The organism is Aquabacterium sp. J223 (assembly GCF_024666615.1).
Lineage (GTDB): Bacteria > Pseudomonadota > Gammaproteobacteria > Burkholderiales > Burkholderiaceae_C > J223.
The window spans coordinates 845,699-869,778 of sequence record NZ_CP088297.1; the positions used below are offsets into that span (position 1 = coordinate 845,699).

18 protein-coding genes and 2 rRNA genes are annotated in these 24,080 nt (G+C 67.9%); 8 read left to right on the top strand and 12 right to left on the bottom strand.

The annotated features are described in order from the left end of the window. Window positions 1–247: 247 nt before the first annotated feature. The 3 genes from LRS07_RS04090 to LRS07_RS04100 all read left to right on the top strand — a co-directional run bounded on the left by LRS07_RS04090 (window position 248) and on the right by LRS07_RS04100 (window position 4,514). Window positions 248–3,122 (top strand): 23S ribosomal RNA (locus LRS07_RS04090). Window positions 3,123–3,303: 181 nt separating this feature from the next. Then, window positions 3,304–3,416 (top strand): 5S ribosomal RNA (gene rrf, locus LRS07_RS04095). A gap of 147 nt (window positions 3,417–3,563) precedes the next feature. After that, the gene (locus LRS07_RS04100) at window positions 3,564–4,514 is read left to right on the top strand and encodes an esterase/lipase family protein (RefSeq protein ID WP_260500734.1); all 951 of its coding nucleotides are present in this window, start codon (window positions 3,564–3,566) and stop codon (window positions 4,512–4,514) included. Window positions 4,515–4,535: 21 nt separating this feature from the next. Here the strand turns inward: LRS07_RS04100 and LRS07_RS04105 are convergent, their stop codons facing one another. Further along, window positions 4,536–5,306: an HDOD domain-containing protein gene (locus LRS07_RS04105; protein WP_260500735.1), complete on the bottom strand. Its 771-nt coding sequence runs from the start codon at window positions 5,304–5,306 to the stop codon at window positions 4,536–4,538. A gap of 256 nt (window positions 5,307–5,562) precedes the next feature. Here LRS07_RS04105 and htpG point away from each other — a divergent pair, with 256 nt between their 5' ends. Continuing rightward, on the top strand, window positions 5,563–7,449 hold the full coding sequence (gene htpG / locus LRS07_RS04110; RefSeq protein WP_260500736.1) for a molecular chaperone HtpG: 1,887 nt from the start codon (window positions 5,563–5,565) through the stop codon (window positions 7,447–7,449). 34 nt (window positions 7,450–7,483) lie between these two features. Here htpG and LRS07_RS04115 read toward each other — a convergent pair whose 3' ends face one another. Further along, window positions 7,484–8,515 (bottom strand): serine/threonine protein kinase, encoded by a 1,032-nt coding sequence (locus LRS07_RS04115; protein ID WP_260500737.1) that lies wholly within the window; start codon window positions 8,513–8,515, stop codon window positions 7,484–7,486. A 33-nt stretch (window positions 8,516–8,548) separates the two neighbouring features. Beyond that, the gene (locus LRS07_RS04120; RefSeq protein WP_260500738.1) at window positions 8,549–9,331 is read right to left on the bottom strand and encodes a DUF2726 domain-containing protein; all 783 of its coding nucleotides are present in this window, start codon (window positions 9,329–9,331) and stop codon (window positions 8,549–8,551) included. Between the two features lie 500 nt (window positions 9,332–9,831). Here LRS07_RS04120 and rplM point away from each other — a divergent pair, with 500 nt between their 5' ends. The 3 genes from rplM to erpA all read left to right on the top strand — a co-directional run bounded on the left by rplM (window position 9,832) and on the right by erpA (window position 11,213). Continuing rightward, a complete protein-coding gene (rplM, locus tag LRS07_RS04125) occupies window positions 9,832–10,260 on the top strand; it encodes a 50S ribosomal protein L13 (RefSeq protein ID WP_260500739.1) in 429 nt (142 codons plus the stop codon). Window positions 10,261–10,269: 9 nt separating this feature from the next. Beyond that, window positions 10,270–10,662, top strand: coding sequence for a 30S ribosomal protein S9 (rpsI, locus tag LRS07_RS04130; RefSeq protein WP_260500740.1), 393 nt, complete (start codon window positions 10,270–10,272; stop codon window positions 10,660–10,662). Between the two features lie 179 nt (window positions 10,663–10,841). Beyond that, the gene (gene erpA / locus LRS07_RS04135) at window positions 10,842–11,213 is read left to right on the top strand and encodes an iron-sulfur cluster insertion protein ErpA (protein WP_260500741.1); all 372 of its coding nucleotides are present in this window, start codon (window positions 10,842–10,844) and stop codon (window positions 11,211–11,213) included. Window positions 11,214–11,305: 92 nt separating this feature from the next. On the opposite strand, the gene LRS07_RS04140 is transcribed toward erpA, so the two are convergent. Both LRS07_RS04140 and LRS07_RS04145 read right to left on the bottom strand, forming a co-directional pair. Next, window positions 11,306–12,427, bottom strand: coding sequence for an anhydro-N-acetylmuramic acid kinase (locus LRS07_RS04140; protein WP_260500742.1), 1,122 nt, complete (start codon window positions 12,425–12,427; stop codon window positions 11,306–11,308). Window positions 12,428–12,508: 81 nt separating this feature from the next. Further along, the gene (locus LRS07_RS04145) at window positions 12,509–13,885 is read right to left on the bottom strand and encodes a peptidoglycan DD-metalloendopeptidase family protein (RefSeq protein ID WP_260500743.1); all 1,377 of its coding nucleotides are present in this window, start codon (window positions 13,883–13,885) and stop codon (window positions 12,509–12,511) included. A 250-nt stretch (window positions 13,886–14,135) separates the two neighbouring features. On the opposite strand from LRS07_RS04145, the gene tyrS reads away from it, so the two are divergent. Next, window positions 14,136–15,392: a tyrosine--tRNA ligase gene (gene tyrS, locus LRS07_RS04150; protein ID WP_260500744.1), complete on the top strand. Its 1,257-nt coding sequence runs from the start codon at window positions 14,136–14,138 to the stop codon at window positions 15,390–15,392. 158 nt (window positions 15,393–15,550) lie between these two features. Here tyrS and LRS07_RS04155 read toward each other — a convergent pair whose 3' ends face one another. The 7 genes from LRS07_RS04155 to gspD form a co-directional block, all read right to left on the bottom strand. Beyond that, window positions 15,551–16,522, bottom strand: coding sequence for a tripartite tricarboxylate transporter substrate-binding protein (locus LRS07_RS04155; RefSeq protein WP_260500745.1), 972 nt, complete (start codon window positions 16,520–16,522; stop codon window positions 15,551–15,553). Between the two features lie 112 nt (window positions 16,523–16,634). Beyond that, entirely contained in the window at window positions 16,635–16,925 is a 291-nt protein-coding gene (locus LRS07_RS04160) for a hypothetical protein (RefSeq protein ID WP_260500746.1), read from the bottom strand. Further along, window positions 16,922–17,842, bottom strand: a complete 921-nt coding sequence (locus LRS07_RS04165; protein WP_260500747.1) for a 5'-nucleotidase — start codon at window positions 17,840–17,842, stop codon at window positions 16,922–16,924. The genes LRS07_RS04160 and LRS07_RS04165 overlap by 4 nt, the downstream gene beginning before the upstream one ends. A 61-nt stretch (window positions 17,843–17,903) precedes the next feature. Further along, window positions 17,904–18,875, bottom strand: coding sequence for an AAA family ATPase (locus LRS07_RS04170; protein ID WP_409450593.1), 972 nt, complete (start codon window positions 18,873–18,875; stop codon window positions 17,904–17,906). Window positions 18,876–19,067: 192 nt separating this feature from the next. Next, window positions 19,068–20,288: a type II secretion system inner membrane protein GspF gene (gspF, locus tag LRS07_RS04175; RefSeq protein WP_260500749.1), complete on the bottom strand. Its 1,221-nt coding sequence runs from the start codon at window positions 20,286–20,288 to the stop codon at window positions 19,068–19,070. 17 nt (window positions 20,289–20,305) lie between these two features. After that, a complete protein-coding gene (gene gspE, locus LRS07_RS04180; protein ID WP_260500750.1) occupies window positions 20,306–21,727 on the bottom strand; it encodes a type II secretion system ATPase GspE in 1,422 nt (473 codons plus the stop codon). A gap of 12 nt (window positions 21,728–21,739) precedes the next feature. Continuing rightward, window positions 21,740–24,076 carry a type II secretion system secretin GspD gene (gene gspD, locus LRS07_RS04185; protein WP_260500751.1) on the bottom strand — a complete coding sequence of 779 codons (2,337 nt, stop codon included), beginning with the start codon at window positions 24,074–24,076 and terminating at the stop codon, window positions 21,740–21,742. Between the last annotated feature and the right edge of the window lie 4 nt (window positions 24,077–24,080).

The window sequence follows — 24,080 nt, forward strand, 5'->3', positions numbered from 1 at the left end:
AAGCCCTTGGATCAAGGGCTTGGGTGTTCGGTCCTCGAAGACCGACTGTCGTTCTTTAACAATTCATAGAGTCGAATCAGCGTTGTCGGCGACGTGCCCTGAGGGTGCGCTGCTGGCGACATTTTGATTGCGTCACCAAACTTCAACTCGAACGAGGGTTGAACGGCATAACGCGTAATACTCAAACGAGCCGAGAGGTCGGCTCGACGGTCCTGGATCCGGGTGCCTTGTGGCATCAAAGTTATAGGGTCAAGTGACTAAGTGCATGTGGTGGATGCCTTGGCGATTACAGGCGACGAAGGACGTGATAGCCTGCGATAAGCTTCGGGGAGCTGGCAAATTAGCTTTGATCCGGAGATTTCCGAATGGGGAAACCCACCCGCAAGGGTATCGCATGATGAATACATAGTCATGCGAGGCGAACCGGGCGAACTGAAACATCTCAGTAGCTCGAGGAACAGACATCAACCGAGATTCCGAAAGTAGTGGCGAGCGAAATCGGAGGAGCCTGCACGTTTTAGCATCTGGCATATCAGAACGGTTTGGAAAGGCCGGCCATAGCGGGTGATAGCCCCGTATGAGAAATGTCGGGTGTGGAACTGGGCGTGCGACAAGTAGGGCGGGACACGTGAAATCCTGTCTGAAGATGGGGGGACCATCCTCCAAGGCTAAATACTCGTAATCGACCGATAGTGAACCAGTACCGTGAGGGAAAGGCGAAAAGAACCCCGGGAGGGGAGTGAAATAGATCCTGAAACCGCATGCATACAAAAAGTCGGAGCCCGCAAGGGTGACGGCGTACCTTTTGTATAATGGGTCAGCGACTTACATTCAGTGGCGAGCTTAACCGAATAGGGAAGGCGCAGAGAAATCGAGTCCGAATAGGGCGTTCAGTCGCTGGGTGTAGACCCGAAACCAGGTGATCTATCCATGGCCAGGATGAAGGTGCGGTAACACGCACTGGAGGTCCGAACCGACTAGTGTTGCAAAACTAGCGGATGAGCTGTGGATAGGGGTGAAAGGCTAAACAAACCTGGAAATAGCTGGTTCTCTCCGAAAACTATTTAGGTAGTGCCTCAAGTATTACCGTCGGGGGTAGAGCACTGTTATGGCTAGGGGGTCATGGCGACTTACCAAACCATTGCAAACTCCGAATACCGATGAGTACAGCTTGGGAGACAGTGCACCGGGTGCTAACGTCCGGACACAAGAGGGAAACAACCCAGACCGCCAGCTAAGGTCCCCAAAATTGGCTAAGTGGGAAACGAAGTGGGAAGGCTAAAACAGTCAGGATGTTGGCTTAGAAGCAGCCACCATTTAAAGAAAGCGTAATAGCTCACTGATCGAGTCGTCCTGCGCGGAAGATGTAACGGGGCTAAGCCAGTTACCGAAGCTGCGGATGCACAGCAATGTGCGTGGTAGGAGAGCGTTCTGTACGCCTGTGAAGGTGGCTTGTGAAGGCTGCTGGAGGTATCAGAAGTGCGAATGCTGACATGAGTAGCGTTAAAGGGGGGTGAAAAGCCCCCTCGCCGAAAGCGCAAGGTTTCCTACGCAACGTTCATCGGCGTAGGGTGAGTCGGCCCCTAAGGCGAGGCAGAGATGCGTAGCTGATGGGAAACAGGTCAATATTCCTGTACCGATGTGCAGTGCGATGTGGGGACGGAGAAGGTTAGCTCAGCCGGGTGTTGGATATCCCGGTTCAAGCCTGTAGTCGTGGCCCTTAGGCAAATCCGGGGGTCTTAGATGAGGGGTGATAACGAGGCGGCTTGCCGCCGAAGTGAGTGATACCCTGCTTCCAGGAAAAGCCACTAAGCTTCAGCTGCACACGACCGTACCGCAAACCGACACTGGTGCGCGAGATGAGTATTCTCAGGCGCTTGAGAGAACTCTGGAGAAGGAACTCGGCAAATTGACACCGTAACTTCGGAAGAAGGTGTGCCTTTAGTAGGTGAACCTGTACAAGGGGAGCCCAATGAGGCCGCAGAGAATCGGTGGCTGCGACTGTTTATTAAAAACACAGCACTCTGCAAAGACGAAAGTCGACGTATAGGGTGTGACGCCTGCCCGGTGCTGGAAGATTAAATGATGGGGTGCAAGCTCTTGATTGAAGTCCCAGTAAACGGCGGCCGTAACTATAACGGTCCTAAGGTAGCGAAATTCCTTGTCGGGTAAGTTCCGACCTGCACGAATGGCGTAACGATGGCCACACTGTCTCCTCCAGAGACTCAGCGAAGTTGAAATGTTTGTGATGATGCAATCTCCCCGCGGAAAGACGGAAAGACCCCATGAACCTTTACTGTAGCTTTACATTGGACTTTGAACAGATCTGTGTAGGATAGGTGGGAGGCTTTGAAGCGGTGCCGCTAGGTGCCTTGGAGCCGTCCTTGAAATACCACCCTGGTGTGTTTGAGGTTCTAACCTTGGCCCGTGATCCGGGTTGGGGACAGTGTATGGTGGGCAGTTTGACTGGGGCGGTCTCCTCCCAAAGCGTAACGGAGGAGTTCGAAGGTACGCTAGGCACGGTCGGAAATCGTGCTGATAGTGCATTGGCATAAGCGTGCTTGACTGCGAGACTGACAAGTCGAGCAGGTACGAAAGTAGGACAAAGTGATCCGGTGGTTCTGTATGGAAGGGCCATCGCTCAACGGATAAAAGGTACTCTGGGGATAACAGGCTGATACCGCCCAAGAGTTCATATCGACGGCGGTGTTTGGCACCTCGATGTCGGCTCATCTCATCCTGGGGCTGTAGCCGGTCCCAAGGGTATGGCTGTTCGCCATTTAAAGAGGTACGTGAGCTGGGTTTAAAACGTCGTGAGACAGTTTGGTCCCTATCTTCCGTGGGCGCTGCAAGATTGAGAGAGCCTGCTCCTAGTACGAGAGGACCGGAGTGGACGCACCTCTGGTGTATCGGTTGTCACGCCAGTGGCATTGCCGAGTAGCTAAGTGCGGAAGAGATAACCGCTGAAAGCATCTAAGCGGGAAACTCGTCTCAAGATGAGTCTTGCCGGGGCCTTGAGCCCCCTGAAGGGTCGTTCGAGACCAGGACGTTGATAGGCTGGGTGTGGAAGCGCAGTAATGCGTTAAGCTAACCAGTACTAATTGCCCGTGAGGCTTGACCCTATAACTTTGATGCCGTGCCCAGCGCACAGGCCAAAGACCGTGAGTCAGACGTTATGCCCAAAAGGCGACGCAATCAAATACCCAGACCCTCACCACAGCGGTGACGGCCTGAACGCTGAATTCGATTCTGTGAATTGGCTGCCGCGGCGCGCTCAAGAACGCCACGCAGCAACAAGTCAAGCCTGATGACCATAGCGAGGTGGCCCCACTCCTTCCCATCCCGAACAGGACAGTGAAACGCCTCAGCGCCGATGATAGTGCGGATTCCCGTGTGAAAGTAGGTCATCGTCAGGCTATTTATTCCCCAAAACCCCGGTACATCACTGATGAACCGGGGTTTTGTTTTTGGCGGCTTGGGATAATGCAGCGACCGCTTCCTGACGTAAGGTCACGCAGCCGTTTCGGTTCGTCACGCAATGGCCGGCACGGCCGACGCCGAAGATGAACCGGGAACTCCCAGGCCACGAGCCGGCGGCCAGCGCCTTGGAAAAGCAACAGCGGCTTGTCGCGGCGCTGACCCTTCTGGCGATTGGCGGTGCTGCAGGCTGGCTGGTCCACAGCGGACGCTGGTTCACCGCTCTCGTCGTTGTGTCACTGATTCCGTTCTTGCACGCGGCCGCGTTGCTGATCGAGCAGTTGACGTCCGCCGCGCTGTCGCAAGACGGCGGGCAGGTCCCTGCGGCACGTCGGACGACACGGCTCACCGCGTGGCTGCATGAAGTCGGGGCGTCGACACGGGTGTTCTATTGGGAGCAGCCATTTCGATTCGATGCGTTCCCGCATTGCGTGGCCGGCCGTCAGCACTCAGTTCCGGCCGTCCTGCTCATCCATGGGTACCTGTGCAATCGGGGATTCTGGAATCCATGGCGGCGTCGATTGCTCGACGCAGGCCATGGCAGCATGGCCATCACCCTGGCACCGGCCTTCGTACCGATAGAACAGCACCGCAAGGCCATCGACGCCGCGTTCGAGCACCTGATCGGCTTGACGGGCTGCCCGCCGGTCATCGTCGCGCACAGCATGGGAGGCCTGGCCGTTCGCGACTGGTTGGCCTCGAGGCCGCCGTCGGTCGTCGCACCCACCGCCGTGGTGACCATCGGATCTCCTCATCAAGGAACGTGGCTGGCCCGCTGGAGTCGCCAACCGAACGGCCGGCAGATGCGGCTCGGCAGCGACTGGCTTCGAGAACTGCATCGCCGCGAGACGCGGCGGCCGGCGCGCAGCTTCCCCTGGGTCTGCTTCTTCAGCAACTGCGACAACGTCGTCTTCCCTGCCGCGTGCGGCGCGCTTCCAGGAGCCGACAACCGCCACCTGCCGGGGCAGGCCCACATTCAGCTCGCGTGGCATCCGGACGTGCTGAGGACGGTGCTGGAACTCGCCCGGCCCGCCTGAGCCGGTTCGAGGCCTCGGCCGCTACGCCGGCAGGTCGTCGTCCAGTCCGCACACCAGCGCCAGGACGGCATCGGGGCGCAGGTGCAGCAGTTCTCCTGCGTCACGCAGATCGTCGGCCAACCCGGGGTGCTCCCAGCCGTCCCGGCTGTGCCGCGCCAGGCGAATGGCCACTTGAACGTTGCGGACCTGCGGCGCATCGGCCTTCCGGTCGTCGGCAATGCGCACCAGCAGTTCGGGCAGGCGCCAGGCTTTCATGAGCGATTGCTGCAGGTCGGCCAGTTCGACTTTCAGCACTTCCCGTTGGGCCTCGTGCGATCGCAGCCCGGGACGAAGGCGCTGCTGTTCGACGACGGCCAGTGCCAGCGCGGGGGCATGGCACCACAACAGCATCTCCGCGAAGTCGTGCAACAGCGCCGCCTGGTGGATGACGGCGGCGTCGTGATCGAGCCGGTGCACAGCGAAGCCCAGCGCGAACCGCGCGGCGCGCGCAGAACGCCGCCACACCGCCCGCAGCCCTGCCAGGGCGTGCGGGCCGGCGGCGGCCAGCCGCTCCTCCACCGTCGCCAGGGCGCCGAACTCCCGGAAAAACGGCGAGATGCCCATGACGACGAGCGCGGCCGTTACCGTCTCGGCGCTGGTGACCATGCGGTCGCCGTGGAGCCGGGCGACGGTCACGAGCACCTTCAGCGCCATCAACGGGTCGTCCGCGATGGTCTCGCCGAGCAGGTTGGCGTCGACGGCATCCTCCCGGCCCGCCAGCCCTTCCAGCGTTTCGGCGGTGGTGCGCAGCACCGGGATGTCGGCCGCTTCGAAATGGCGCGTCCATGCGGCCAGGTCGGGCAGCGGTCGGTCCAGCAGGGGGAAGCGATCGAGACGTCATGGCACTTCCACGGGTGACGCCATTACTTCGGTCGTCTGCGCCGACACTTGAGTGCGGGCGATCCCGGAGAGCCCAGCCGGCCATGCCCCCAAGACATCACCACTTGAAAGGTGCGGCGGCGTCCTCATGTCCGGCGCCAGTCGTGTCCCTCAACACCACCGCGTGCCCATGACCCAACCGAAACAGACCCTGTCCTTTCAGGCGGAGGTGCAGCAGATCCTCCACCTCGTCACGCACTCGCTGTACTCGAACAAGGAGATCTTCCTTCGCGAGTTGATCTCGAACGCGTCCGACGCCTGCGACAAGCTCCGCTTCGAGGCGCTGCACGAGGCCAAGTTGCTGGAGGACGCGCCCGACCTGAAGGTGCAACTGCTGGTGGACGAGGCGGCGCGGACGCTGACCATCCGAGACAACGGCATCGGCATGAGCGGGGACGAGGCCGTGGCCCACCTCGGCACCATCGCCAAGAGCGGGACGCGGGAGTTCATGTCCCGCCTGGAAGGCGACCAGAAGAAGGACGCCAGCCTGATCGGCCAGTTCGGTGTGGGCTTCTATTCGGGCTTCATCGTCGCCGACCGCATCACCGTCGAGTCGCGGCGCGCCGGGCTGTCGCCGGAGGAAGGCGTGCGCTGGTCCTCCGATGGCACCGGCCAGTTCGATGTCGAACCGATCACCCGGGCCACCCGTGGCACCGACGTGATCCTGCACCTGCGCGAGGGCGAAGAGGACTTCCTGCAGCCCTGGAAGCTGCGCTCCATCGTGTCCCGCTACTCGGACCACATCTCGTTGCCCATCCTGATGCGAAAGCAGGTCTGGGACGGCGACAAGGGGGAGCAGCGCGACACCGACGAATGGGAGACGGTCAACAAGGCCGCCGCGTTGTGGACCCGCTCGAAGGCCGACATCACCGATGCAGAGTACCAGGAGTTCTACAAGCAGCTCACCTACGACACCGAGCCGCCGCTGGCCTACACCCACAACCGTGTGGAGGGCCGCAGCGAGTACACCCAGCTGCTCTACATCCCGGCCAAGGCGCCGTTCGACCTCTGGAACCGCGACAAGCGCGGCGGCGTGAAGCTGTACGTCAAGCGCGTCTTCATCATGGACGACGCCGAGGCGCTGATGCCGGTGTACCTGCGCTTCGTCAAGGGCGTCATCGACTCGGCCGACCTGCCGCTCAACGTGAGCCGCGAGCTGCTGCAGGAAAGCCGCGACGTGAAGGCCATCCGCGAAGGCTCGACCAAGCGCGTCCTGACGATGCTGGAGGACCTGGCCGAGAACCAGAAGGACCGCTACGCCCAGTTCTGGGAGGACTTCGGCGCCGTGCTGAAGGAGGGCATCGGGGAGGACAACGCCAACCGCGAGCGGCTGGCCAAGCTGCTGCGTTTCGCCTCGACGCACGCCGACGCCGGCGTGTCCTTCGCCGACTACGCGGGCCGCATGAAGGAGGGGCAGGAGGCGATCTACTACATCACCGCCGACACCCTGGCGGCGGCGAAGAGCAGCCCCCAGCTCGAGATCTTCCGCAAGAAGGGCATCGAGGTGCTGCTGCTGACCGACCGCGTGGACGAGTGGATGCTGAGCCACCTCTACGAATTCGACGGCAAGCCGCTGCAGAGCGTGGCCAAGGGCGCCGTGGACCTGGGCGCGTTGCAGGACGAAGGCGAGAAGCAGCAGGCCGATCAGGCGGCCAAGGCGATCAAGCCGGTGATCGAGCGGCTGAAGACGGCGTTGAAGGACCGCGCGAAGGACGTCCGCGTCACCGGCCGCCTGGTCGAGTCGCCGGCCTGCCTGGTCGTCGAGGAGGGCGACATGAGCGCGCACCTTGCGCGGCTGCTGAAGCAGGCGGGGCAGCAGGCGCCCGCCAGCCAGCCCATCCTCGAGGTGAACGCCGAGCACCCCTTGGTCAAGCGGCTGGAGAGTGATCCCCGGTTCGACGACCTGGCGCACCTGCTGTTCGACCAGGCCTGGCTGGCCGAGGGCGGGCAGTTGGAGGACCCCGCGGCGCATGTCCGGCGGGTGACCCGGCTGCTGCTGGAGCCGGTTAGCGGCTGACGCCGCCGGCCTGAGGCCGGCCAGCGGCGGCCGGTCACGGCGCGACGGGCGGGGCGGACATCGCCTCCAGTTGCTCCTGCAACTGCTGGGTCTGCTGGCTCCAGTAGGCCGGCGTGCCGAACCAGGGGAAGGCGGCCGGGAAGGCCGGGTCGTCCCACCGCGCGGCCAGCCAGCCGGCGTGGTGCACCATCCGCAGCGTGCGCAGCGGTTCCACCAGCGTCAGCTCGCGCTGCGACAGCGGACGAATCTGCGTGTAGCCGTCGAGCAGCGCCGCCCACTGCACCGGATCGCCGGGTGAAGCCAGCATCCACAGGTCGTGCACCGCCGGGCCGGTGCAGGCGTCGTCGAAGTCGACGAAGTGCGGCCCCTCCGCCTCACGCCACAGCACGTTGCCGGGATGGCAGTCGCCGTGCAGCCGCAGGCGCGGCACGTCGGCCGCGGCGGCGAAGGCGCCTTCGACCGCCTGCAAGGCGGCCTCGCAGGCCGCCGCCCAGGGCCGCCGCTGCGGTTCGTCCAGCCAGGGGCTGTCGAGCAACAGTGCCTGGGCGCGCCGGCCCCAGGTGGCCGGTGAGAGGGTCAGCCGGTGCTCGAAGGGCCGCCGGCCGCCGACGACATGCAGACGGGCGATGAAGCGGCCCAACCAGCGCAGGGTCTGGTCGTCTTCCAATTCCGGCGCGCGGCCGGCGTGGCGGGCGCTGATGCTGAAGAGCATGTCGACCCCGTCGCCCAGGCGGACGCTGCCCAACGTTCCGCCGTCGGGCAGCGCCAGTGGCGGCACCGCCGGCACTTCGTCGTCGGCCAGTTCGCGCACCAGCGCGTGTTCCTCCAGGATCTGCTGCCGGCTCCAGCGTCCCGGGCGGTAGAACTTGGCGACGACCGCTGAGCCGTCCTCGAGGTGGAGCAGGAAGACGCGGTTCTCGTAGGAATTGAGCTGCAGCAGGCGGCCGTCGCCGTAGAGGCCGACCTGTTCCAAAGCGTCGAGGACCTTGGGCGGTGTCAGTCCCGCATAGCTGTCGCGTGGCGACGACGCCGGCCGGGTGCTGGTGGTGGGCGGATGGGCGTCCATCGCCCCATGCTACGACGGGGCGGTGTTGGCCCTTCAGGCGCGTCCGGCGGGCGGTGTGCGCGGCGAGTCGACGACGATGCCAACGATGTCGTCGGGGCTCTCGCCCGGGACCGGCTGGGCGGGGGTCGAGGGCATGGTCGACGGGCCGAAGCCGGCGCTTCCCGGGCCACCAGCGTCCTGCCGCAGGTCCGGGCTGAAGAAGGAATCCTGGAATGCGGTCGAGTCCTGCCACAACGGGGCCCGCTCTCGACGTCGCGTGCCGGCGATCTCGCCCGACGGCTCGCGTGCGGGCCGAACGCTGGGGGCCGGCTGCGGACCCCGCGTCGCGTTGGCGCCGCTGGGGACGAGCAACTGCAGCTCGGGGATCGAGGGCAGGTGGTCGGCCGGGCAACGCAGGTACCGCACCCGGCATGCCGCCAGCACGGCCTGCTTGATCTGCAGCACGCGCCGGGAGTTGGCGCGGTCGTTGTGCAGGTCGACGGCCGCCAGGACGCGGCCGTTGGCGCTGCACACGGCGAAGGTCACGTGCGTGCTGCCCAGCAGCTCGTACCAGTAGCGCACTTCCTCCGGGTCGTCGGGCTGGCAGAAGCGCACCAGCGGCAGCTTGGACAGCACGATGTGGTGCGGCAGCGCCTCGCGCAGCTGACGGTACACCCGGCGTTCCTCGGCGCTGAACACCGGCCGCGGGGTCAGCGCCCACTCGGTGGGCAGCGGCTTGGGCCGGGGAGCCCTGCGGGCGAGCAGCAGAAGCCCCGCGAGCACCACGGCCAGTGCGGCCGCTGCGAGGGCAACAATCCAGGGGAGCATCGGCTGCATCGGAATTCGCCGGCCATCGCCGCAGGCCCTGCGGCAACATGTGGTTTCAATTCCCCATGTTAGCGGCGGGCTGGACGGCGCCGCATCCCCCGAGACACCGGGGTTCGATGGCGGATCCGGGAGCTTACTGCGGCGAGGACGCACCGATCGCCGCCGTGCTTTGCGTCCGCAGGATGTGGTCGGCGGGCCGCTGCGCCCGGTGCCGCCGGCGATCCCGGCCAAACGTCGGTCGCGTGCGCTATACTCGCGGGCTTTGCTGGCGTTCCAGCGGCCCATTGCGGGCTGCATGGGCCACGAACGACGTGGCAGTCAGCAGACACCGCAAGGAGGGCACATCCGGTCAGCGCCGGAGCGCCTTCCCGCTGAGAGGCCGCAGGTCGCTTCCATCCGTGGGGCGGCCGACAAGCGGCACCGATGCCGCGGTGCACGGCGGTCGCCTTGTGGCGGCCGGTCCCCAACTGCCGCCGGCCTGCGGGTCGGACGGTTTCAGAAAGTCCCTCATGAAGACCTTCAGCGCCAAGCCGGCCGAAGTGAAGCACGAGTGGTTTGTGATTGACGCCACCGACAAGGTGCTCGGACGTGTTGCCAGCGAAGTGGCACTCCGTTTGCGCGGCAAGCACAAGGCCATCTACACGCCTCACGTGGACACCGGCGACTTCATCATCGTCGTCAACGCCGACAAGCTCCGTGTCACCGGCAACAAGGCCAACGACAAGATCTACTACCGGCATTCGGGCTACCCCGGTGGCATCTACGCCACCAAGTTCAAGGACATGCAGGCCAAGCACCCCGGCCGCGCCCTTGAAAAGGCGGTCAAGGGCATGCTGCCCAAGGGCCCGCTGGGTTACGCCATGGTGAAGAAGCTGAAGGTGTATGCCGGTGGATCGCACCCGCACACCGCCCAGCAGCCCAAGACGCTGGACATCTAAGGAGCGGCGATGATCGGAAATTGGAACTACGGTACCGGCCGTCGCAAGTCCTCGGTGGCTCGCGTGTTCATCAAGCGAGGCTCGGGCCAGATCGTCGTCAACGGCAAGCCGGTGGAGCAGTACTTCGGCCGCCAGACGTCGATCATGATCGTCAAGCAGCCGCTGTTCTTGACGAACAACGTCGAAGCCTTCGACATCAAGGTGAACGTCCATGGCGGCGGCGAGTCGGGCCAGGCCGGCGCGGTGCGCCACGGCATCACCCGCGCGCTGATCGACTACGACGCGACGCTCAAGCCGGACCTGTCGCGGGCCGGTTTCGTGACCCGCGATGCGCGCGAGGTCGAGCGCAAGAAGGTCGGTCTGCACGGCGCCCGCCGCCGCAAGCAGTTCAGCAAGCGCTGATCTCGGACGCCGGGCGGTTCAACGCCCGGCCCTTTGTGCCGGCCGGTGGGTTCGGCTGATCGAAAGCCGCCGCTGCGCGGCTTTCGCCGCTCTTGCATGGGGGTGGCAAGGCCGCAGCCCCTCCAAGGGGATGGCGGCCGTGCCATCATTGCCCCACTGCCGACGATGGAGATGACGACATGAGCGCCTTGGCCGAAGCCCTGCCGCAAACCGAACAGATGCCCGTCCCGCTGGTCTTCACCGACAGCGCGGCGGCCAAGGTGGCCGACCTGGTGGCCGAGGAAGGCAACCCGGACCTGAAGCTGCGCGTCTTCGTGCAGGGCGGCGGCTGCTCCGGATTCCAGTACGGCTTCACCTTCGACGAGGTGGTCAACGAGGACGACACGCAGATGCAGAAGAACGGCGTCACCCTGCTGATCGACGCCATGAGCCTGCAGTACCTGGTCGGCGCCGAGATCGACTACAAGGAAGACCTGCAGGGCGCCCAGTTCGTCATCAAGAACCCCAACGCCACCACCACCTGCGGCTGCGGCTCGAGCTTCTCCGTCTGAGCCCACGCGCGGGGCGATTCGCCCGCGGCGACATCGGCGACCAGGCCACCTTCGGGTGGCCTTTTTCATGGCCCGGCGCGCTGCGTTCCGGTTCAGCGCGCCGGGTACAACGCGCCCAACCGACGCGCGCCTCGAGCGCCGGTGACCTCCGGCCGGTTGGCCGGTTGAGCCTCGACGAAGGCCTTGGCCAGCCAGGCGAAGGCGCCGGCCTCCACCTGCTGGGCGGGAAGGCCGGCGGCGTCGGTGTCGGTCACCTGCCAGCCGGGCAGCAGCGCCACCAGCCGGTGCATCAGGTGATGGTTCAGGGCGCCGCCGCCACACACCAGCAGTCGCCGTGTCGTGGGGGCCGCATGACGATGCAGCGCGTCGACGGCGCACCAGACGGTGAACTCGGCGAGCGTCGCCTGCACGTCCTGCGTCCTGGCGCCGTCGGCGTGGCGTCGCAGGTGCGGCGCCAGCCACGCCTCATGGAACAGCTCGCGGCCGGTGCTCTTGGGCGGCGGCAGTTGCAGGAACGCCTCCGACCGCAGCGACGCCAGCAGTGCCGGCAGCACCTGACCCTTGGCCGCCCATGCGCCGTGCGCGTCGAAGGGTTCGCCGCGGTGCCGCTGGACCCACTCGTCCATCAAGGCGTTGCCCGGCCCGCAGTCGAAACCCTGCACCCGGGCGCCTTCGTCGACGAGGGTCAGGTTGGCGATGCCGCCGAGGTTCAGCACCGCAACCGCCTCACCGGCGCGGGCGAAGACGGCGGCATGAAACCCCGGCACCAACGGCGCCCCCTGGCCGCCGGCCGCCACGTCGCGCGAACGGAAGTCGCACACCACGTCGATGCCGGTCCGTTCGGCCAGCAGTGCCGGCTGCAGCAGTTGCAGGGTGTAGCCCGGCTCGTTCGCCCCGGAGTCGGCAGGCTGGTGGCGCACCGTCTGCCCGTGCGCGCCGAGCGCGTGGACGTCGCCCGGCACCAGCGCTGCATCCGACAGCAGGGCCTGGACGACCTGCGCATAGCGTTCGCTCACCGCGATGCCGGCGCGCGCGGCGCGGTGGAGTTCGTCCACGCCGCCCGGGCGGACCAGCGACAGCAGTTCCTGCTTCAGCGGCTGGCTGAAAGGGCGGTGCACATGCGCCAGCACCTGGAGCTGCGGCTCGAAAACGGCCAGCACCCCGTCCACGCCGTCCAGCGAGGTGCCGGACATGAGGCCGATGTACCGCTCCACGGGATCAGAGGGTGGTGGGTGCCACGTCGAGGCTGAGCGGCGCGTCGGACCGACGAGGCTCGGTGCGCCGGAACGTCAGGCTCAATCGGCGTGGCTGCGTGCCGCGCCTACGTTGCGCGCCGTCTGCAGCTGCGACCGCACGCCGCTCGCCTGGGCCAGGAACTGCGGCCGTGCCGAGGGGCTGACCGCCACCGTCTCCGCCTCGCGCGCGATGCGCTGCGGGTCGACGTGCTGGGTGCCGACGCGGAACTCGAAGTGCAAATGCGGCCCGGTGGCCCAGCCCGTCGCGCCGACGGCGCCGATGCGCTGACCCTGTTCCACCGCCTGCCCTTTGCGCACGTCGACCCGGCTCAGGTGGGCGTACAGGGTGCTGCGGTTGCTGCCATGGCGGATCTGCACCACGTTGCCGTAACCGTTCTGCACGCCGGCGAACTCCACCATCCCGGCACCCACCGTGCGCACCGGTGTGCCCACCGGCGCCGCGTAGTCGACGCCCAGGTGCTGCCGCCAGGTCTGGTGGATCGGATGGAAGCGCATCGCAAAGCCCGACGTCATGCGCGAGAACTCCATCGGGCTGGCGAGGAACGCGCGCCGCTTGCTCTGGCCGTCGAAGCCGAAGTAGGCGCCGCGTCCGGTGGCATCGCTCCACCACATCGCCTGGTGCGCCTTGCCGTCGTTAACGAACTCCGCGGCCAGCACCCGGCCGCGGCCGGCGTTCCAGGGGATGGGTTCGCCGTCGGCCGTCATGGCTTCGTAGACGATGCTGAAGGTGTCGCCGCGGCGCAGGTCGCGGTGGAAGTCGATCTCCGCCGCGAACATCTCGGCCAGCTGGCCGGCGATCGCATCGGGCAGGCCGGACTCGTCGATGGCGGCGAACAGCGACGTGTTGATCGTGCCGCTGCCCAACCGTGTCTGGGCCTTCAGCGGCGCGGTGTCCATCCAGGCCTGGAGGCCGCGTTCACCCCGCTCGACCCGCAGCCGGGTGAAATGGCTGTCGACGAGCTCCGGCTTCAGCGCCGGGAAGCGGGCGACGAGGCTGAGCAGGCGTCCGTCTTCGCTGGCCTCGACCTGCACCAGCTTGCCGGCGCGACCTTCGAGCAGCATGCGTGCGGCCGCGTCGCGCCGCAGGAAGTCGGCCGCGGGGCGGTCGTTGACGCCAAGCCGCCGCAGCAGCGTGTCGGCGGTGTCGCCGGCGCGGGTGGTGTCGTTGCGCGTGAGTTTGAGGGTCTCGGCGGCCAGGGCCTCCAGCTGCGCGTTGAGGTCGCCCGGTGCGATCGACTGCTCGACCATGCGGCGCGGCAACTGGCTGGCGTCCGGCGCGAACGGGGCGATGCCGAAGGCCGTGATGCCGGTTCCGGCGAGCAGGGTGAAGACGATGCCGACGAGCGCGCGGCGATGCTGCTGCGCATGCTGCAAGGCCCAGGACAGCGCTCCGGCCAGAGGGTCAACTCCAGTCACGAGTACCTTGTGGGAAGCCGGCGGGCTTCCGGTGGAGGTTGGGAGAAGCTGCCGGTGCCGGTGAGGCGACGACAGCGCTCGGGATCACAGCAGGCGGCGGCGCCGCGATGAACGGAGGGCTGACCTAGAATCGTCGGCTGCTCCGGTACTGCTACAGAGGGCTTCGGCACCTGGCGCAAAGCCTTGACCAGTATAACAACCGCCTTTCCTGCGGAAACCGGCCTGACTTCTCGGAATTCCGCCGCTTGACATGTCCCCACGCAGCCCCCTTGCTCCCGGCGGAACCACCGATCCTGCGCCCGACCTGAGCGACGAGGTGCGGCATGCGCTGGCCGTCACCCGGCGCGGCTGCGACGAACTGCTGCCGGAGGCGGAGTGGGTGGCCAAGCTCGCACGCTCCGAAGCCACCGGACAGCCGCTGCGCATCAAGCTCGGCCTGGACCCCACCGCCCCCGACATCCACCTCGGCCACACGGTGGTGCTCAACAAGCTGCGTCAGCTGCAGGACCTGGGCCACACCGTCATCTTCCTGATCGGCGACTTCACCTCGATGATCGGCGATCCGTCGGGACGCAACGCCACCCGGCCGCCGTTGACGCGCGAGCAGATCGAGGCCAACGCGAAGACCTACTATGCCCAGGCCAGCCTGGTGCTCGACCCGGCGCGCACCGAGATCCGCTACAACTCCGAGTGGAGCGACCCGCTTGGGGCGCGCGGCATGATCGAGCTGGCCGCGAAGTACACCGTCGCGCGCATGCTGGAGCGCGACGACTTCACCAAGCGTTTCAAGGCCGGCACGCCGATCAGCGTGCACGAGCTGCTGTATCCGCTGATGCAGGGCTACGACTCGGTGGCCCTGAGAAGCGATCTGGAACTCGGCGGCACCGACCAGAAGTTCAACCTGCTCGTCGGACGGGCCCTGCAGTCGGAGTACGGCCAGGCGCCGCAGTGCATCCTCACCATGCCGTTGCTCGAAGGGCTGGACGGCGTCGAGAAGATGTCCAAGAGCAAGGGCAACTACATCGGCATCAGCGAACCGGCCAACACCATGTTCGCCAAGCTGCTGTCCATCAGCGACACGCTGATGTGGAAGTACTTCACCCTGCTGTCGTTCCGGCCGGAGGCGGAGATCGCGCGGCTGAAGGCGGACGTCGACGGCGGCCGCAACCCGAAGGACGCCAAGGTGATGCTGGCGCTGGAGGTGACGGAGCGCTTCCATGGCGCTGCGGCCGCGGAGGCCGCACTGGCGGACTTCGAGCACCGGGCCCGGGGCGGCATTCCCGACCAGATCCCCGAGGTCACGCTGTCCGGTGCGCCGCTGGCCATCGGCGCCCTGCTCAAGCAGGCGGGCCTGGTGCCGTCCACCAGCGAGGCGCTGCGCCTGATCGAGCAGGGCGGCGTGCGCGTCGATGGCGACACGGTGAGCGACAAGGCGCTGAAGCTCGCACCGGGCCGCTTCGTGGTGCAAGTCGGCAAGCGTAAGTTCGCGCGCGTCACGCTGAGCTGAGCCGGCCTGCGACGCGACCCGCCAACGAAGAAGCCGCCCGAGGGCGGCTTCTTCGTTCAGGTGGCCGGCAGGTCGGTCGGCCTTGCCGGCCGCGCCTTCGCGGAGCTCAGGCCCCGACTCAGGCGTTCGGACGTGTGCACTGGCCCATCCGCTCGTCCTCAGTCGGCATATTGCCCGGCGGCCTTGATCACCGGCGTCCACTTGGCGATCTCGGACTCGACGAAGCGCTTGTGCTCGGCCGCGTTGGTTCGGTTGTCGGTGACGACCACGGCGCCCAGTGCTTCCTCGCGCTTGATGAACTCCGGATCCTTCAGGGCGGCCTTCAGCGCCGTGTTCAGCTTGTCGACCACCGGCTTGGGCGTGCCCTTCGGCGCGTACAGGCCGTGCCAGATGCTGACGTTGAAGCCCTTCAGGCCCGATTCGTCCAGCGTCGGCAGTTTGGCCAGCGCGGGCGACGTGAGGCGCTTGCTCGTCGTCACCGCGAAGGCCTTGACCTTGCCGCCTTCGATCTGCGAGGTGGTGTTGGTGGTCTGGTCGCACATGATGTCCACCTGCCCGCCGAGCAGGTCGGTCATGGCCGGCGCGGTGCCCTTGTAGGGGACGGTGGTCATGTCGACCTTGATCGTGCTCTGGAAGAGCAGGCCGCACAGGTGCGACGCCGAGCCCAGGCCGGCGTTCGCCAGGTTGACCTTGGCGCCGTTGGTGCTGATCCACTTGCTCAGCTCGGCATAGCTGTTGGCCGGCAGGGTGGACTTGCCGATCAGCGTCATCGGCACCTCGTTGATCAGGCCGAGGAACTCGAACTCCTCGGTCTTGTACGGCAGGCTGCGGTACAGCGCCGGCGAGGTCGCCATGCCGATGTGGTGCAGCAGCAGGGTGTAGCCGTCGGGTGCGGCCTTCGCCACCTTGCCCGCGCCCAGGGTGCCGCCGGCGCCGCCAACGTTCTCGATGACGATGGTCTGGTTGTTCAGCGACTTGCGCAGCACGTCGGCGAAGTCGCGGGCGACCTTGTCCGTCGGGCCGCCGGCCGCGAACGGCACGACGATGGTCACCGGCTTCTCGGGGAACTCGGCCCACGCACTGGCGCTGGCCAGGGTCGCGACGGCGGCAAGGAGGACGGTTTTCTTCATCTGCAACTCCAGGGTGGTCAGGCCCGTCCATGGTAGGCAGCGCTGCAGGTCCGGATGTGCCGGGAACTACGTAAGGCCTAGCCCGCGGCGAGGCCTCCGTGTCAGGCTGGTGTCAGTCGTCCGGCTGCCAGCCGCGCATCGACACCCGCAGGTGCTCGACCAGCCAGCGGACGCGGGCATGGTCCGCCAGCCGGTGCACCTGCCAGTCGGGGGTGCGCGCAGGCCGCTTGGCCACGCTGGCCCTCAGGACACCGTCCACCACCACCACCGTCAACACCGGCCGCCCCTTCCATTCCCACGCGTCGGCCCGCTGCGTGAGGCCGAGGTCGCGCAGCTCGCGGTGAAGGCGCTGCAGGGCCGCGTCCGGCTGGAAGGGCGGCGGCGCGAGGAAGTCGTCGTTCATGGGACAAGCGCCGCTTCGGCGCCGCGCCGGTTGGCGATGCCGGCGGCCACGTGTCCGGCCGGCACGTGCAGGGCGGCGCTCTCGATGTGGCCGGTCTGGTCGTCGAAGAAGAAGTCCGGTTCGAACTCGCGCAGGAACTCGCCCTTGGACAGGCCGCCGAGGAACATCGCCTCGTCGACGTCGATCTGCCAGTTCATCAAAGTGCGGATGGCGCGCTCGTGCGCCGGCGCGCTGCGCGCGGTCACCAGCGCCGTGCGCAGCCCCATGCCGTCGCGCGACAGCTGCTGCAGCCGGTGCAGCGCCTGCAGCAGCGGCTTGAACGGCCCCGGCGCCAGCGGGGTGCCGGCCTGGTCCCGCTCGTGCAACTGGAAGGCCTGCAGGCCCGACTGCTGGAAGACCTGCTCCGCCTCGTCCGAGAACAGCACCGCATCGCCGTCGAAGGCGATGCGCACCTGTCGCGGGTGGGCGTCGGACGCCCGGGCCGACTGCGGATACACCCGGGCCGCCGGCACGCCGGCGGCCAGCGCCGACCGCACGTCCGCCTCGTTCGCGGACAGGAAGAGGTGCGCCTTCAGCGGCTTCAGGTAGCGCCAGGGGCTGGTGCCGCGGGTGAACACCCCGCGCTCCACCGGCAGCCCGTAGTGCTGGGCCGACCGGAACACCCGCATGCCGGACACCGGGTCGTTGCGCGACAGGATGACCACCTCGACCAGCGGTGCCTGTGCGTTGAAGGCGAGCAGCTTGTTGACCAGCGAAAACGCCACGCCGGGCAGCGCCGGCCGGTCCAGCCGCTCCAGCTGCAGCCGCATGTACGCGCGGTCGTCGCCGGCTTCGAACAGCAGGTTTTCCTCCTCGAAGTCGAAGAGGGCGCGCGACGAGATCGCGACGACGAGGCGGCCGTCCAGGGAGGCGGGCATGGCCGATGATAGGCAGAAAGACGCGCGGCGCCCCGGCAGGGCCGTCGCCGAGAACGCGGGCCTACTGCACGAAGCCGATGGGGGCCCGGCGCGCGGTGGCGTCGGGCAGGTCGGCCAGCTCGATGCGGTCGCGGCCGGCCAGCTTGGCGTTGCCGAAGCCGGTCATCCAGGCGCGTCGCATCTCGCGCGGCGCCATGTCCGCCAGCCGGTCCAGCACGGCCGACGAGGGCGACGGCTCGAAGCGGCTCCCCCAGTCGTGACCGTTGCGGATGCCCTCGTAGAGCCGGCGGGCGATGGCGCGGGCGGCCTCGGCGTCCGGCGCCTGCACCTCGTAGACGTTCATCCGGTTCAGGATGGGCTCCGGGATGGCGCGCTCGTCGTTGGCCGTGGCCAGCCACACCACCTGGCTGGCGTCGATCGGCACCTCGGCGAATTCGTCGGTGAAGCTGCCGGCGGTGTCGATCTCGAGCAGGCTGTACAGCGAACCCAGCGGGTCGTAGGCGTGTTCGCCACGGGCCTTGTCGATCTCGTCGACCACCATCACCGGGTTGGCGTACTGCCCTTCGACCAGCGTCTCGAACACCTTGCCGGGCCGCGCGCCCTTCCACTGGCTGGACGCACCCGACAGCACCCAGCCGGCGGTGAGCGAGCTCATGGACACGAAGCCCATCCCGGTGCCGAGCAGCTGCGCGATCTCGCGCGCGAAATGGGTCTTGCCGACGCCGGGCGGGCCGAGCAGCAGCATGGGCGTGATCTGCAGGGCGTCGCGGCTGTCCTGGCACAGCGCCAGCTGCCGCTTCACGTCGTCGAGCACCTCGTGGAAGTTGGGCAGCTCCTCGTAGAGGTGCTCCATCGCCGGCAGCCCGTTGGGCTTGACCTGGAAGCGCTCCGGCCCCTTCTCGATCATGCGCTCGTAGGTGGAGCGCAGGCTTTCATGTTCCTTCGGCGGCAGCTTGCCCAGTCGCCGCTCCACTTCCTCGACCCGGTAGACGCGGCGCATGGCCGCGATGGGGATGGCCTGGGATCGCGCCATGGGCACGAGGTCGGTCGACGACACGCTCATTGCTTGCCTGCTCCTTCGTCGTTGACGGTTCATTCGAGCAGACGGTCGGCGGCGCCACGGGCAGATGAGCGGGCGCACGCCGCCGCTTCTCTGTGCCGATGTGTAGCAAGGCCCGGGCCCGAAATCAAGGCCGGGGCCCGAGGCCGGGGCCGCGGCGCGGACCTACTTCACCCAGGTGTTGAGCTGGATGATCGGCAGCAGCACCGCCAGCACGATCAGCATCACGACCAGCCCCATGGCGACGATGAGCAGCGGTTCCAGCAGCGTCGCCGCCGCCATGGCGCGGCGCTGCACCTCCTGGCTGATCTGCGCGGCCGCGCGCTGCAGCATGGCGGGCAGGCGGCCGGTCTGCTCGCCCAGGCGGGCGAACATCGACAGCAGGCCGGGGAAGCGCTTCTTGGCCCCCAGGGCCGAGGCCAGGGGCGCGCCCTCGCGCACCTGCACCAGCGCGTCCATCGCGTCGGCGCGCATGGCCCGGTTGGACAGCGTCTCCGCCGCCGCCTGCAGCGCGCGCAGGATGGGCACGCCGGCGGCGGCCAGCATGGCCAGCGTGCCGGCGAAGCGCGCGGCGTTGTAGCCGCGGGCCAGGCGGCCGATCAGCGGCACCTCCAGGAAGCCGGCGTCGAAGCGCTGGCGGAAGCCCTCGTTGCGCAGGGCCAGGCCCAGCCCGCCGCCGCCCAGCAGCAGGCCGAGCAGCGCCAGCCAGCCCCAGTCCCGCACGAAGTCGCTGATGGCGATCATCACCACCGTGAGCGTGGGCAGCGCGCGCTTGCTGCTGGTGAACACCGAGGCCACCTGCGGCACCACGTAGCTGACGAGGAAGACGACGATGACGATGGCGATCAGCGAGACGATCGCCGGGTACAGCATCGCGCCCAGCAGCTTGGCGCGCAGGGCCTGGCGCTCTTCCAGGTCGTCGGCCAGGCGTTCCAGCACGTTGCCCAGGGCACCGCTCTGCTCGCCGGCGGCGACCACCGCGCGGTAGACCTCGTCGAACTCGCGCGGCGCGCCGGCCAGCGCGCGGGCGAAGGGCGAGCCGGCGTTGACCTCGCTGCGCAGGTGCGACAGCAGCTCGCGCTGGCGCGGGTCCTCGGCTTCGTCGGCCAGCGCCGTCAAGGCGCGCTCCAGCGGCAGGCCGGCGCCGACCAGGCCGGCCATCTGCCGTGTCCACACCGCCAGCGTCGTCGGGCTGAAGACGCGGCGGCTGAGCGACAGCTGGCCCGAGTTGGCCGCGGCGCGGCCGTGGGCCACCTGCTCCACCGACAGCGGCACCAGGCCCTGGCCGCGCAGCTGGGCGCGCGCCGCCTTCGCGTTGTCGGCGTCGAGCAGGCCGTTGCGGGTCTTGCCCTGGCTGTCCAGGGCTTCGAACTTGTAAGCGGGCACGCGGCGACCTCAGGCCGTCACTCTCGGGTCACGCGCATCACCTCTTCCGGCGAGGTGATGCCCTCGGCCACCAGGCGCTCGCCGTCCTCGCGCATCGGCTTCAGGCCGGCGCCCTCGGCGGCGACGAAGAGCTGGCTCTCGGCGGCGCGGCTGTGGATCAGCGAGCGCACCTTGTCGTCGGCCACCATCAGCTCGTAGACGCCGGTGCGGCCGCGGTAGCCGGTCTGGCCGCAGGCCTCGCAGCCCACCGGGTGCCAGCGGCCGCGGTCGTCCTGGCGCTTGCACTCGCCGCACAGCTTGCGCACCAGCCGCTGCGCCAGCACGCCGAGCAGCGACGACGACAGCAGGAAGGGCTCGACGCCCATGTCGGTCAGCCGCGTCACCGCCGACGGCGCGTCGTTGGTGTGCAGCGTGGCCAGCACCAGGTGGCCGGTGAGCGAGGCCTGGATGGCGATCTGCGCGGTCTCGTAGTCGCGGATCTCGCCGATCATGATGACGTCCGGGTCCTGGCGCAGGATGGCGCGCAGGGCCTTGGCGAAGGTCAGCTCGATGCGGGCGTTGACCTGCGTCTGGCCGATGCCGGGCAGCTCGTACTCCACCGGGTCCTCCACCGTCAGCACGTTGGTGGTGGCGGTGTCGATGCGGGCCAGCGAGGCGTAGAGCGTCGTCGTCTTGCCCGAGCCGGTGGGCCCGGTGACCAGCACGATGCCGTGCGGCTGGTTGATCAGTCGGTTGAAGCGGCTCAGCGTCTCGCCGCTCATGCCCAGGCTTTCCAGGCTGAACTTCGATTCGGTCTTGTCGAGCAGGCGCAGCACCGCGCGTTCGCCGTGAGCCGACGGCAGCGTGGAGACCCGCACGTCGATCGCCCGGCCGCCGATGCGCAGCGAGATGCGGCCGTCCTGCGGCAGGCGCTTCTCGGCGATGTCCAGCTCGGCCATGATCTTCAGGCGCGAGATCAGCGCCGCGTGCAGCGCGCGGTTGGGCTGCACCACCTCGCGCAGCGTGCCGTCGACGCGGAAGCGCACGCTGGAGCTGCGCTCGTAGGGCTCGATGTGGATGTCGCTGGCGCCGTCCTTCACGCCCTGCGTCAGCAGCGCGTTCAACATGCGGATGATGGGCGCGTCGTTGGCGGCTTCGAGCAGGTCCTCCACCGCGGGCAGGTCCTGCATCAGGCGCGACAGGTCGACGGCGCTCTCGACCTCGCCGACCACCGTGGCCGCGCTGGACTCGCCGCCGGCATAGGCCGAGGCGATGCGCTGCGCCAGCGTGGCCGACGGCTCGCGCTCGAAGCGGTCGATGTCGTACAGCCGCGTGACCTCGGACAGCGCGGCCAGCGGCGTGCCCTCGCCGGCCCACAGCGTCAGCGCCTGGCCGTCGTTCTCCAGCAGCAGGGTGTGCGCCTTGGCGAAGGCGTAGGGCAGGGGATGGCGCATGGCCATGGGGGACTCCTGTTACCGCGAGGCCGGCAGCGGCGGCGGCACCGGCTCGGCCGTCGTCGGCACCTGCGACGACGACGGCACCTGCGCATCGGGCTCGTTGCCGCGTGGCGGGTTCAGCGGCGCGGGCACCGGCCGCGCGCCGTTGCGGGCACCGGGCAGGTTGCTGGTCGCCGGCGCCATCACGGGCGACTCGTTGACCGGCAGCAGGCGCCGCGCTTCGGGCTGGGCCTGGATCTGCAGGTTGCGCATCATGTCGTAGCGGTCCAGCGAGATGGCGCTGCTGGCCACCTGGTCGCGCATCACCACCGGCCGCAGGAACACCATCAGGTTGGTGCGGTTGCGGCTGCGGCTCTCGGAGCGGAACAGCGCGCCGACGCCCGGCAGGTCGCCCAGCAGCGGCACCTTGGCGCGGTCGGTCCGGTAGTTGTCCTCGATCAGGCCGCCCAGCACGATGACCTCGCCGTCGTCCACCACCACCGTCGACTCGATCGAGCGCTTGGTGGTGCTGGGGCCGGCGTTGGTGGCGCCGACGATCGACTCGGTGGAGAGCTGCGAGTTCTCCTGGTAGATCGTCATGCGCACCGTGCCGTTCTCGCCGATCTGCGGCTTGATGCGCAGCGTCAGGCCGACGTCGCGCCGCTCGATGGTCTGGAACGGGTTGGTGGTGCCGGTGCCGGTGGAGGTGAACTGGCCGGTGATGAAGGGCACGTTGCGGCCGACGACGATCTTCGCCTCCTCGTTGTCCAGCGTCAGCAGGTTGGGCGTGGACAGGATGTTGGCGCCGGTGTTCGTCTCCAGCGCGCGGGCCAGCACGGCCAGCCCGCCGTTGCGGCTGAGCAGGCCGAAGTTGAAGCCGTTGGGCGCGTTGGCCGCCGCCTGGGCGGCCGCGGTGGTGCCCGACAGCAGCGTGCCGGCGACGCCGAAGATGTTGGTCAGGCCGGTGCCGAAGTTGGTGCCGCCGGCCGCGGTGGTGTTGCCGTTGTTCGACTGGCCGCCGAGCTGCCACTGCAGCCCGAGCTCCGCCGCCTTGCCGGCGTCGAGTTCGACGATCAGCGCCTCGACGTACACCTGGGCGCGCCGCGAGTCGAGCTGGTCGATCACCGCGCGGATCTGCCGGTACAGCGGCTCGGGCGCGGTGATGACCAGCGAATTGGTCGCCGGATCGGCCTGCACGAAGCCGCCCACCGACGGCTGCGCCGACGGCGCCACCGGCGAGCTGCTCTGCACCGAGGCGGTCCCGCCGGCGGTGGTGCCGCCGAGCGAGGTGACGTTGCCGCCGGCCAGCGAGGCGTTGCTGGCGAAGCCGGTGGTCGGCACGGTGCCGGCGCCGCCGAACGGCGAGGTGCCGCCGCCGGCCGCGCCGCCGCCGGTGTTCAAGCTGCTGAAGGCGGCGCGCAGCACGGTGGCCAGCCGCACCGCGTCGGCGTTGCGCAGGTAGACGACGTAGATGTTGCCCGCCGCGTTGCCGGGCCCCTGCGGCTGGTCCAGCCGCTCGACGATGGCGCGCAGCTGCCCCAGGCGCGCGGGATTGGCCGCGCGCAGGATCAGCGCGTTGCTGCGCGCGTCGGCGAACACCGACACCGCACCGCCGCCGGTCCCGGGCGTCGGCGCCGCGCCAGCGGCCGCAGCACCGCCGGCGCCGCCGTCGGCCAGCCGCTGCACCAGGGCCGCCATGTCGGCGGCCACCGCGTGCTTGAGCGGCACCACGTCGACGTCGGTGCCCGCGGGCACGTCCAGCGCGGCGACGATGCGCGCCAGCCGCTGCACGTTGTCGGCGTAGTCGGTGATGACCAGCGAGTTGTTGCCGGGGTTGGCGTTGATGGTGTTGTTCGGGCTGATCAGCGGCCGCAGCACGGTGACCAGGTTGTTGGCGTTCTCGTAGTTGAGTCGGAACACCTGCGTGACGATCTGGTCGCCGCGCATCGGCGTCGTCGGCCCCACCGTCACCGTGCCGGCCTGCAGCTTGGCGTCGGCCTCCGGCACCACCTTGAGCAGGCCGCTGTTCTCCACCACCGCGAAGCCCAGGCCGCGCAGCGCCGACAGGTAGTTGAGGTAGGCCTCGCGCACGGTCAGCGGCTGCTCGCTGTAGAGCGTGATCTGGCCCTTGACGCGGGGGTCGACGACGATCGGCCGCTCCATCATCGCGGCCATGGCGCGCGACACCGAGTCGATCTCGGCGTTGACGAAGTTGAGCGTGACCGACGGCGTGGCCGGCGCCACGCGGCCACGCGGCGCGGACCCCTGGGCCAGCACCGGCGGCACGGCGGCGAGGGTGAGCGCGGCGGCCAGCGCGGCCGCGGTGAATCGGTGTCGGCGGCCGGCCGGCGGTTGCTTCGGGCGCTGGGTCATGCGG

Excerpts from the sequence above, each read along its gene's own strand:
- LRS07_RS04100 (WP_260500734.1), top strand. The coding sequence starts at position 3,564 with ATGAACCGGGAACTCCCAGGCCACGAGCCGGCGGCCAGCGCCTTGGAA.
- htpG (WP_260500736.1), top strand. The coding sequence starts at position 5,563 with ATGACCCAACCGAAACAGACCCTGTCCTTTCAGGCGGAGGTGCAGCAG.
- LRS07_RS04115 (WP_260500737.1), bottom strand. The coding sequence starts at position 8,515 with ATGGACGCCCATCCGCCCACCACCAGCACCCGGCCGGCGTCGTCGCCA.
- LRS07_RS04120 (WP_260500738.1), bottom strand. The coding sequence starts at position 9,331 with ATGCAGCCGATGCTCCCCTGGATTGTTGCCCTCGCAGCGGCCGCACTG.
- rplM (WP_260500739.1), top strand. The coding sequence starts at position 9,832 with ATGAAGACCTTCAGCGCCAAGCCGGCCGAAGTGAAGCACGAGTGGTTT.
- rpsI (WP_260500740.1), top strand. The coding sequence starts at position 10,270 with ATGATCGGAAATTGGAACTACGGTACCGGCCGTCGCAAGTCCTCGGTG.
- erpA (WP_260500741.1), top strand. The coding sequence starts at position 10,842 with ATGAGCGCCTTGGCCGAAGCCCTGCCGCAAACCGAACAGATGCCCGTC.
- tyrS (WP_260500744.1), top strand. The coding sequence starts at position 14,136 with ATGTCCCCACGCAGCCCCCTTGCTCCCGGCGGAACCACCGATCCTGCG.
- LRS07_RS04155 (WP_260500745.1), bottom strand. The coding sequence starts at position 16,522 with ATGAAGAAAACCGTCCTCCTTGCCGCCGTCGCGACCCTGGCCAGCGCC.
- LRS07_RS04160 (WP_260500746.1), bottom strand. The coding sequence starts at position 16,925 with ATGAACGACGACTTCCTCGCGCCGCCGCCCTTCCAGCCGGACGCGGCC.
- LRS07_RS04165 (WP_260500747.1), bottom strand. The coding sequence starts at position 17,842 with ATGCCCGCCTCCCTGGACGGCCGCCTCGTCGTCGCGATCTCGTCGCGC.
- LRS07_RS04170 (WP_409450593.1), bottom strand. The coding sequence starts at position 18,875 with ATGGCGCGATCCCAGGCCATCCCCATCGCGGCCATGCGCCGCGTCTAC.
- gspE (WP_260500750.1), bottom strand. The coding sequence starts at position 21,727 with ATGGCCATGCGCCATCCCCTGCCCTACGCCTTCGCCAAGGCGCACACC.
- gspD (WP_260500751.1), bottom strand. The coding sequence starts at position 24,076 with ATGACCCAGCGCCCGAAGCAACCGCCGGCCGGCCGCCGACACCGATTC.